This is a genomic window from Amycolatopsis sp. NPDC059657 (assembly GCF_042734395.1).
Taxonomy (GTDB): domain Bacteria; phylum Actinomycetota; class Actinomycetes; order Mycobacteriales; family Pseudonocardiaceae; genus Amycolatopsis.
On sequence record NZ_JBHWEB010000217.1, the window covers coordinates 1 to 8123 of the forward strand.

Consider the following 8123-nt stretch of genomic DNA (forward strand, 5'->3'; position numbering starts at 1 on the left):
GGGTGGGTTTTCTAGTTCTCACCCCACACCACCCCACCCCGCGACTGCTTCACGCTACCTGGGAAGTGAGTCCCAGCTGGGTGAGAATTGTGGCCACGTCGTAGTAGACCCGCTCGCAGACGAGCCGGTCGTCCTCGAACAGGAAGAAAGCGGTCATCCGGCAGCGGAACTCCCGGCCGGTCGGCTCCTCGCCCATGAAGCTGCCCTTGTGCGTCCCGAGCAGGTCGAACTCGACGATCACCGCGTCGTCGGCGTGGCGCAGCGAGATCAGCTCGTTGCGCTGATCCGGGAACGCGCCGCGGGTCTTCTCGTAATAGGCGGACACCTCTTCCGCGCCATCGAAGACCTGCCCGGTCGGGATCAGCTCGTACCGCGGATGCTCGAAGGTGCCGAGCGTGACGTCGAACGCGTGCACGTTCTCCGACTCCATGTGCTCGCGGACGATCGCTTCCCTGCGTTCCCTGCTCATCTTCGCACTCCCTTGTGATGACACGTACACCGTACGTACGACGGTGGCACGTACACTGTACGTACGTCAAGGGAGGACAGCAGTGGGACTCACCAGGGACCGCATCGTCGACGCGGCCATCACGCTCATCGAACGCGACGGCCTCGACGCCGTCTCGATGCGCAAACTCGCGGCCGAGCTCGACGCGGGCACGATGTCGCTCTACAACCACATCCCGAACAAGGCCGCACTGCTCGACGCGGTCAGCGAGCGCGTCTTCGCCGAGCTCGACACCCCGGCGGGCGACGGCGACTGGCGCGACCGCCTCCGCGCGCAGGCCCACGCGCTGCGCGACCTCTCCCGCCGCTACCCCCACGCCTTCGTACTGCTCGCGCTGCGCCGCCTGGGCACCGAAAGCGGCCTGCGCCCCGTCGAGCGCGCGCTGGCCACGCTGGCCGACGCCGGCTACCACGGCCCCGAAGCCGTCCACGCCCTGCGCGCGATCGTCGCCTACGTCACCGGCGCCCTCATGCGCGAAGCCGAAACCACGCCCTCACTCGGCGGCGTCGCCATCTCCCCCTACGCCGAGCCCATCGACGCCACCGAATACCCGCTGGTCGCCGCCGCCTCCCCCACCCTCGCCGCCTACGACCACGCCCGCGAGTTCGACCACGGCCTGGACCTGCTCATCCGGGCCCTCGCCACCCCGGCCCAGTAAAAAAATCCCAATGCGGCATTCGTCAGGTTTCAGCACGCCAATGTGGCATTCGTCAGCTCAAAGCTGACCAAAGCCGCATTGGGATTTTTTTCCCCGGCCCAGCGTCAGCCCCGGCCGATGAAGGGCATGGTCGTCGCCGTGATCGTCAGGAACTGGACGTTCGCGTCCAGCGGCAGGCCCGCCATGTAGAGCACGGCGTCCGCCACGTGCCGGGCGTCGAAGGTCGGCTCGACCTTGAGGGTGCCGTCCGCCTGGGGCACCCCGTGCGCCATCTTCTCGGTCATTTCCGTCGCCGCGTTGCCGATGTCGATTTGCCCGCACGCGATCCCGAACGGCCGCCCGTCCAGCGAAAGCGACTTGGTCAGGCCGGTGATCGCGTGCTTGGTCGCGGTGTACGCGATGCTGCCAGGCCGCGGGCTGGTCGCGGAGATCGAGCCGTTGTTGATGATCCGCCCGCCCTGCGGCTCCTGCGCCCGCATCAGCCGGAACGCCTCCCGCGCGCACAGGAACGAGCCGGTCAGGTTGGTGTCGACCGTCCGCCGCCAATCCTCGGCCAACAGCTCATCCGGCATCCCCCACACCGACAGGCCCGCGTTGTTGACCAGCAGGTCGAGCCGCCCCCACGAGGCGCGGACGGTGTCGAACAGCGCCGCCACCGAAGCCTCGTCGGTCACGTCGGTCGGCACGACGAGCGCGCCTTCGGAAGCCGTCTCCCGCAGCGCGTCTTCCCGGCGCCCGGCCAGCGCGACCTGGTAGCCGGCGTCGAGCAGCGCCCGCGCGATGCGCCTGCCGAGCCCCGACCCCGCCCCGGTCACGACCGCGGTGCGACCCTCCGTAGTCATACGTATCCTCTCCGTCTCGATATGGCGAAAGTCTCGCGTCCCGCCATTGCGATCACCTTGCCCGCTTACTCACCCTGGCGGCTATGGAGTTCTCTTTCGACCTGACCGCCGACGAGCTGCGGCGACGCGCCGAGGTGCTCAAAGCGCTGGGCCCCGGCTGGGACCCGGTCACGGCGTTGCGCGAGGAAGAGGCGGCCTACGCGTTGCTGTTCTCCGGCCTCGACGCCGAGCAGCAAGCCATCCACAACGACCTGGTCGAGGCGGGCGTGCTCCCGCGGAGGGAGGACCGCGATGCCGCTTGACCCGACCGCGGACCCGAGCCGCCGAGCCTGGCTCCCCTGCCCGCGCTGCGCGCACGGGACCGACTGCGACGACGACGGCAACTGCTCCGAGCATTGGCAGTTCCTGCTGACGAACCGCGCGACCGTGCTGCACCTGCAGTGCCCGAGCTGTGCCCATCTGTGGAGCCACGACACCCGAAAATCCGCATAATGTCGCAGCATGGGACTTCTTGACGGCTTCAAGGCGGGCGTGGCGAAGCAACTCGGCCATCCCAGCGGAGTGCCAGGCAAGATCATCGGCGCGCTGCTCAACCGCGGCAACGCCAAGCCGGTCACCGGCGCGGTCGACGCGCTGCGTCTCACCGGCGGCGAAACCGTGGCCGACTTCGGCTTCGGTGGTGGCATCGGGCTCAAGCTCCTGCTCGCCAAGGTCGGCCCGGACGGCACGGTGCACGGCGCCGACATCTCCGAGACGATGCTCGACAGCGCGCGCTCCCGGCATCGCGGCGACGCACGGCTGAAGCTGCATTCCGCTTCACTGACCGAACTTCCGCTGCCCGACGCGTCACTCGACGGCGCGATCACCTGCAACACCATCTACTTCATCGAAGACGTCACGGCGGCGTTCCGCGAAATCGCGCGGGTGCTCAAGGACGGCGGCAAGATCGTGGTCGGCATCGGTGACCCGGAAGGCATGCGCAAGCAGGGTTTCACCGAGCAGGGGTTCCGGATCCGAGAGGCCGACGAGGTCATCGGGCTGCTCGCCGACGCTGGCCTGACTCTCGACGAACGCGTCCGCGTCCCGACCGGGCGGTTCCCGTTCCATCTCTTGGCCTGCGTCAAAAAGCACTGAAGGCCGCCACCTCGCGGTGACGGCCTTCAGTAACCCCTCGAACCTCAGTTGACCGCGGCCACACCCAGCGCGGCGAGCGCCGGGCCTGCCATGATCACGCCGTTGCCGGTCACCGAGTCGACACCGGGCGCGCCGATGTCGATCGTGCTGGCGATGAGCGCGGAGCGGATCTGCGCCGGGGTCGCCGCCGGCTTGCCGGAGAGCAGCAGCGCCGCGATGGCCGCCGCGTGCGGGGCCGCCGCCGAGGTGCCGAAGAACGGCTGGAACCCGGCGACCGTGGTGGCGGTGCCGTCAGCGGCGGTGATGTCCGGCTTCTGACGGACAGTGCCGCCGGTGGCGGAGAAGTTGCCGGGCGTCAGAGCCACACCGGCGGCCGTGTAGAACTGGCGGCGCAGGCCGTCGGACGAGAACCGCTCGTTCTTGCTCGCGGCGGTGAAGAGACCGGGGTACGGGCCCGCCGGGTTGGCCGGGTCACCGGTCTCCAGCGGGCGGGTGAACGCGGTCGCCGCCGGGGCAGCCGCGACGCTGAACGCGTTGGCCGCCGACGAGTGACCCGAGGTCACGCCGTTGGTGCTGAAGCCTTTCAGCGTGCCGGAGTCGACAAAACGACCACGGATCACGTTGAGCGCGAGGAACCGGTCGGCACCGCTGTACTTGACGACCGCGACCCGGTAACCGGAGCCGGTGGTCGGCACGCTCGCGATCTCGTACGGGTTCTGGTTGCCGTTCTGAGTGTCCTCACTGGACGCCACGACGTTGCCGGACGAGTTCAGGATGAACAGGTCGTAGTCGTTGGCGGACTTGCCCCACGGGTCGGACCAGAACAGCGTCACCGGCTTCTTGAGCGAACCGGCCGACAGCGGGTTGTAGATCTGGATGGCCGAGCCGGGGTCGAAGTCGTGCGCGATACCCGACTTGCCGCTGATCTTCTTGCCGGAGCTGACGAAGTCGCCTTCCCAGTAACCGCTGGTGCCGTCGGTCTTGTTGCCCGAGTTGCCCGCGGAGGAGAAGTAGAGCACGCCGGCGGCGGTGACGTCGTTGACCGCCTGCGCGACCGGGCCGTCCTGGAACGGCGACTCGTCGAAGTAGGCGACGTCGTCGACGATCACGTTGCACTTGCCGGTGGTGCGCAGCGCGCGGATGTTGGCCGCGAAGCTGGCCTCGCTGGTGAACGCGGTCGCGTAGCCGAGCGTCGCGTCGGGCGCCAGGTCGTGGACCAGCTCCAGCATCGCGGTGCCCTCGTCACCGCTGCCGGCCTGTCCGGGGAGCACGTCCACGGCGGGGAGTTCGCCCGCGTCCTGCGAGGCCTTGAGCGAATCGATGCCGTCGGAGAGCACGCAGACCTTGATGCCCTTGCCGCTCACACCGTACTTCGTGCGCGCGGTGTCAGCGCCGTGCGCCTTGTCCCCTTCGGACACGGTCGCGGCGGCGATGGCCTGCTGGGCGGCCTGCTGACGACGGTCCTGCGGGGCGGATTCGGTCCAGGTGATGGCCTGCGCGGCGGGCTTCACCGAGGCGACCTGCGCGCGGTCGGCGATCTTGTCGACGGCGGTGAGCGGCAGCTCGGCACGGATCGAGTCGGCCTGCGCGTCCTTCACCGTGCCACCCGCCGCCGTGACGGCGCTGAGCAGCGCACCATCCACAGTGGCCTTGATGTCGACGGAGACCTTGTCGCCGCTGGTCTTCAGGTTGGTGCGGTAGTCCGGCAGCTTGCGCGCGAGGTTCTGGTCCTGGCGCAGGCGCTTCTCGACCACGAGCGCGCTCGACTGCTTGCGCTCCGCGGCCGTCAGGGACTGCTTGATTCCTTGCAGCGCACCGATTCCGGCGTCAGTGCGCGCTGCGTCTTGATCCGCGGCGGACGGCTGCGCCACGGAAACGCTGGCTGAAAGCAGCAGCGCTCCGACCGCAACCGGAACCGAGTACAACGCGACTCGGTTGAATCTGCGCATGGGTTACTCCAACATCTCGTATCACTCACTTCGAGTCACCCCTGACAGGGTGTAGTGAGGGAAATGTAAGGAGCAACACCCGAGATGAACACCAACCAAAGTCTGGAAGATGATCCATGCCCACATGCTGATATCCCGAATCGATCGGGGCTGGCTTCGGTTAAATATTGGTGCTATTAGGAATCTGAGAAGGTTTCAGATACTCGTACGAGTGAGCCCGCCTGCGGTTCCGCTGGGCGATCTCGTCCTCGGCCGCGGCCAGGTCGGAGAGGAAACCCCGCTGCGCTACGGCAATCGGCGTACGACGGAAGTCGTCCTCGTAGTCGCCGAGCAGCGTGTGGTGCACCGAGCCCAGGAATGTCATCACGCAGAATTGCTGGACCGCGACGTCAAGTGGCGGAAGATGGGCGAGCCAATCGGCTTCGGTATGGTCACGGCCGCGCGGCTCTTCGGTATAGCCCGCCAGCGGATTCGCGGGCAGAAAGGACATATGGTCCTTCTGCGCGAAATTGACGACCGCGTGCTGCGGGCCCGCGATCCAGATGACCATTGTCAATATTTCAACGAGATCCTGGCGATCGGCGATCTGCCCCGGCGTCGCCCCGAAGTCCGTGATGTGCCCGCCGGTCGGCGAGGCCGCCTCGGCCGCCCAGCCCTGCAGCTCGTGGTCGCCGAGCACGTCGGCATCCGATTTGTAGTACCCGGCGACGAACTCGCCGACCCAGCGCTGGATCGCGTTCCACACCAACAGGCCGTCGTCTCGGTAGGGGTGATGCGGCAGCGTCGCGAGGCTGTCGACGCCGGCGCTCGCGAGCTTGTTCGGCAAGTAGTTGCCACGAAAGGAGAATGCGAGGCGATGCTTCGCGAGCCACGGGTAAGTGCTCTTGAGATCGGAGCCGATCAGGTATTCGACGGCCTTGCCCGGCTGGATCAACAGCTCGACCGCGAGCTTGTTGATGGACATCGTGCCCTCGAAATGCCGCTTCAGCAGGATCGAGACCGGGTGATTCGCGGCGAGGTTGCGCACGGCCGCGAGCAGCACTGCCTCGCTCACCAGGTGTGTGAAGCCCAGGTGCGTCAGCACTTCGTGGTAGGTGTTGTGCGCGGCGAGCACACAGTTCTTGGCGAGCTTCCACGAATAGCCGTCGAGCGGGGTGTAGATGTCGCGACCTGCCGGGTCCTGTCCACATTGGATGGCGAACGGACGCAGTGCCCCGCCGGCACGGGGCACCGCGAACGCCACCATAGGCGCGTACATGTACTTCGGCGCCTGTGGATGCCTGCCGTTGTCCAAAGCGGACATCGCCTGGTAATCCACCCAATAGACCCGTTTCGCCACGATGGCGGCGGCCAGGTTCTCCCCCGCGAGCTCCGGCACGGAGGCGAGATGATCCGAGGTGAGCGGAAACTTACCCGGCACCTCGTCGAGCCGCACGAGCCGTGTCGGGTCGGGCCCGGCGACGAAGTTCTCCGCGAAGTACTCGTCCGATTCGAACCAGCCGACCGCCTCCGGCGGCTTCAGCAACGCGAAGACGTCCTGGAACTCCTTGAGCGTCTTCGCCGGGTCGAGCCGCTTCGTGCCACCAGGGACCGGCATGAAGTAGTCGACGAGCCCGGCGATGTCGTCCTGCTTGACCATCTCGGCCAGCCGCAACGGCGCGAGCGGCTGGAGGTCGTTGACGAAGTTCCACTGACCGCGGCGTTTGAGCACCCGCAGATTGAGGCGGACCTTTTCCTGCGTCTCCAGCGCCTTGAGCTGCCATGGACGCTCCGGCGCGTCCTCGTCCCGCATGCCGGAGGACACCGGGAACCCGAGCTCCAGGTTGTAGGTGTACCCCGCACGGACGGCCGCCAGCTGCTCGGCACGTTCGGCGCGCCCGTCATGCTGGGAGATCAGGTACTCGGTCAAGGCTGCCTCCACCTCTAGTGGAACGGCAGCCTAATCGGAGATCTACTACATGTCACTGGCGCATCTCAGATATTTAGTCGAATCTTATTCACTTATCAGTATCTCTTAATTCAAGACGTGAAGTCGATCACGACCTTACCCCGCCCGTGCCCGGCCTCGATCTCACGATGCGCGTCGGCCGCCCGACTCAGCGGGTACGTCCTGCGAACATGGAACCTCAGGTCTCCCTTCGCGTAGAGCGCCGCGAGCTCGGCCAGCCGCTCCGCCGACCGCCCGCTCTTCGAGACCCGCACGCCGAGCGCGGCTGCCTTTTCATGCTCGACGAGCGTGAGAATCCGGCTCCGATCTTCGACCAGTTCCAGCGAAACCTCCAGCGCGACGCCCCCGGCTCCGTCAAGTACCGCGTCGACCCCCTGCGGCGCGGCCAGCTTCACCCGGTCGAGAAGCCCGTCGCCGTACACGACCGGGGTGGCGCCGAGCGAGCGCACGTAGTCCTGATTGGCCTCGCTCGCGGTCCCGACGACTGTGGCACCTCGGAGTGCGGCGAGCTGAACGGCCGCGGTGCCGACTGATCCGGCGGCCGCATGAATCAGGATCGTGTCGCCGTTGGCCACCTTGAGCACTTCCAGCGCGATATGCGCGGTTTGCATGCCCGCGGTGAACCCGCCCGCGACCGCCCACGGCATGTCCGCCGGCTTGGCGGTCACATGCTCCTGCGGCACGACGACGTACTCCGCGTAAGCCCCGAGCTGGGTGAACCCGAGCACCTCGTCGTTCACGCCTGCCAGGGTGGCACCTTCGCCGACCTCATCGACGATCCCGGCGAACTCATTGCCGGGCACCCGCGGCCACCGCAGATCAGCGCCCGGCGGCTCCCACCCGGCCCGCACCGCCGCGTCGTACGGCTGCACGCCCGCGGCCTTGACGCGGACCCTCACCTGCCCCGGCCCCGGGTGCGGGTCCTCGACCTCGAGAACCCGCAACACCTCGGGCGCGCCGGCCTCGGTGAACCCTGCGACCTTCATTCGGTACCTCCTCGTTGACTGCCAACGAGCCTGGTACCTCAAGCAAGGTCGAGGTCAAGAGAGTCGTGGGGTCGTGAGTGGTACGGCCGGTTCTAACC

The 8123-nt window shown here is 67.4% G+C and carries 9 protein-coding genes; 4 read left to right on the top strand and 5 right to left on the bottom strand.

The window, feature by feature from the left end; translation table 11 throughout:
• Nucleotides 1–49: 49 nt before the first annotated feature.
• Complete coding sequence (locus ACFV15_RS47115) at nt 50–469, bottom strand: ester cyclase (protein ID WP_378359919.1); 420 nt, start codon at nt 467–469, stop codon at nt 50–52.
• Nucleotides 470–551: 82 nt separating this feature from the next.
• Between ACFV15_RS47115 and ACFV15_RS47120 the strand changes: the two genes are divergently transcribed.
• Nucleotides 552–1166 carry a TetR/AcrR family transcriptional regulator C-terminal domain-containing protein gene (locus ACFV15_RS47120; RefSeq protein WP_378359921.1) on the top strand — a complete coding sequence of 205 codons (615 nt, stop codon included), beginning with the start codon at nt 552–554 and terminating at the stop codon, nt 1164–1166.
• 104 nt (nt 1167–1270) lie between these two features.
• Here the strand turns inward: ACFV15_RS47120 and ACFV15_RS47125 are convergent, their stop codons facing one another.
• A complete protein-coding gene (locus ACFV15_RS47125) occupies nt 1271–2008 on the bottom strand; it encodes an SDR family oxidoreductase (RefSeq protein WP_378359923.1) in 738 nt (245 codons plus the stop codon).
• Between the two features lie 83 nt (nt 2009–2091).
• Here ACFV15_RS47125 and ACFV15_RS47130 point away from each other — a divergent pair, with 83 nt between their 5' ends.
• The 3 genes from ACFV15_RS47130 to ACFV15_RS47140 are packed head-to-tail and all read left to right on the top strand — an operon-like array spanning nt 2092 to nt 3142.
• Nucleotides 2092–2310, top strand: coding sequence for a DUF6400 family protein (locus ACFV15_RS47130; RefSeq protein ID WP_378359925.1), 219 nt, complete (start codon nt 2092–2094; stop codon nt 2308–2310).
• Nucleotides 2300–2500, top strand: coding sequence for a hypothetical protein (locus ACFV15_RS47135; RefSeq protein ID WP_378359927.1), 201 nt, complete (start codon nt 2300–2302; stop codon nt 2498–2500). Before ACFV15_RS47130 ends, ACFV15_RS47135 begins: the two co-directional genes overlap by 11 nt.
• A gap of 9 nt (nt 2501–2509) precedes the next feature.
• Nucleotides 2510–3142, top strand: coding sequence for a class I SAM-dependent methyltransferase (locus ACFV15_RS47140; protein WP_378359929.1), 633 nt, complete (start codon nt 2510–2512; stop codon nt 3140–3142).
• Between the two features lie 44 nt (nt 3143–3186).
• On the opposite strand, the gene ACFV15_RS47145 is transcribed toward ACFV15_RS47140, so the two are convergent.
• The 3 genes from ACFV15_RS47145 to ACFV15_RS47155 all read right to left on the bottom strand — a co-directional run bounded on the left by ACFV15_RS47145 (nt 3187) and on the right by ACFV15_RS47155 (nt 8025).
• Nucleotides 3187–5091: a S8 family serine peptidase gene (locus ACFV15_RS47145; RefSeq protein WP_378359931.1), complete on the bottom strand. Its 1905-nt coding sequence runs from the start codon at nt 5089–5091 to the stop codon at nt 3187–3189.
• 160 nt (nt 5092–5251) lie between these two features.
• Nucleotides 5252–7000 (bottom strand): lipoxygenase family protein, encoded by a 1749-nt coding sequence (locus ACFV15_RS47150; RefSeq protein ID WP_378359933.1) that lies wholly within the window; start codon nt 6998–7000, stop codon nt 5252–5254.
• Between the two features lie 110 nt (nt 7001–7110).
• Nucleotides 7111–8025: an NADP-dependent oxidoreductase gene (locus tag ACFV15_RS47155; protein ID WP_378359935.1), complete on the bottom strand. Its 915-nt coding sequence runs from the start codon at nt 8023–8025 to the stop codon at nt 7111–7113.
• Between the last annotated feature and the right edge of the window lie 98 nt (nt 8026–8123).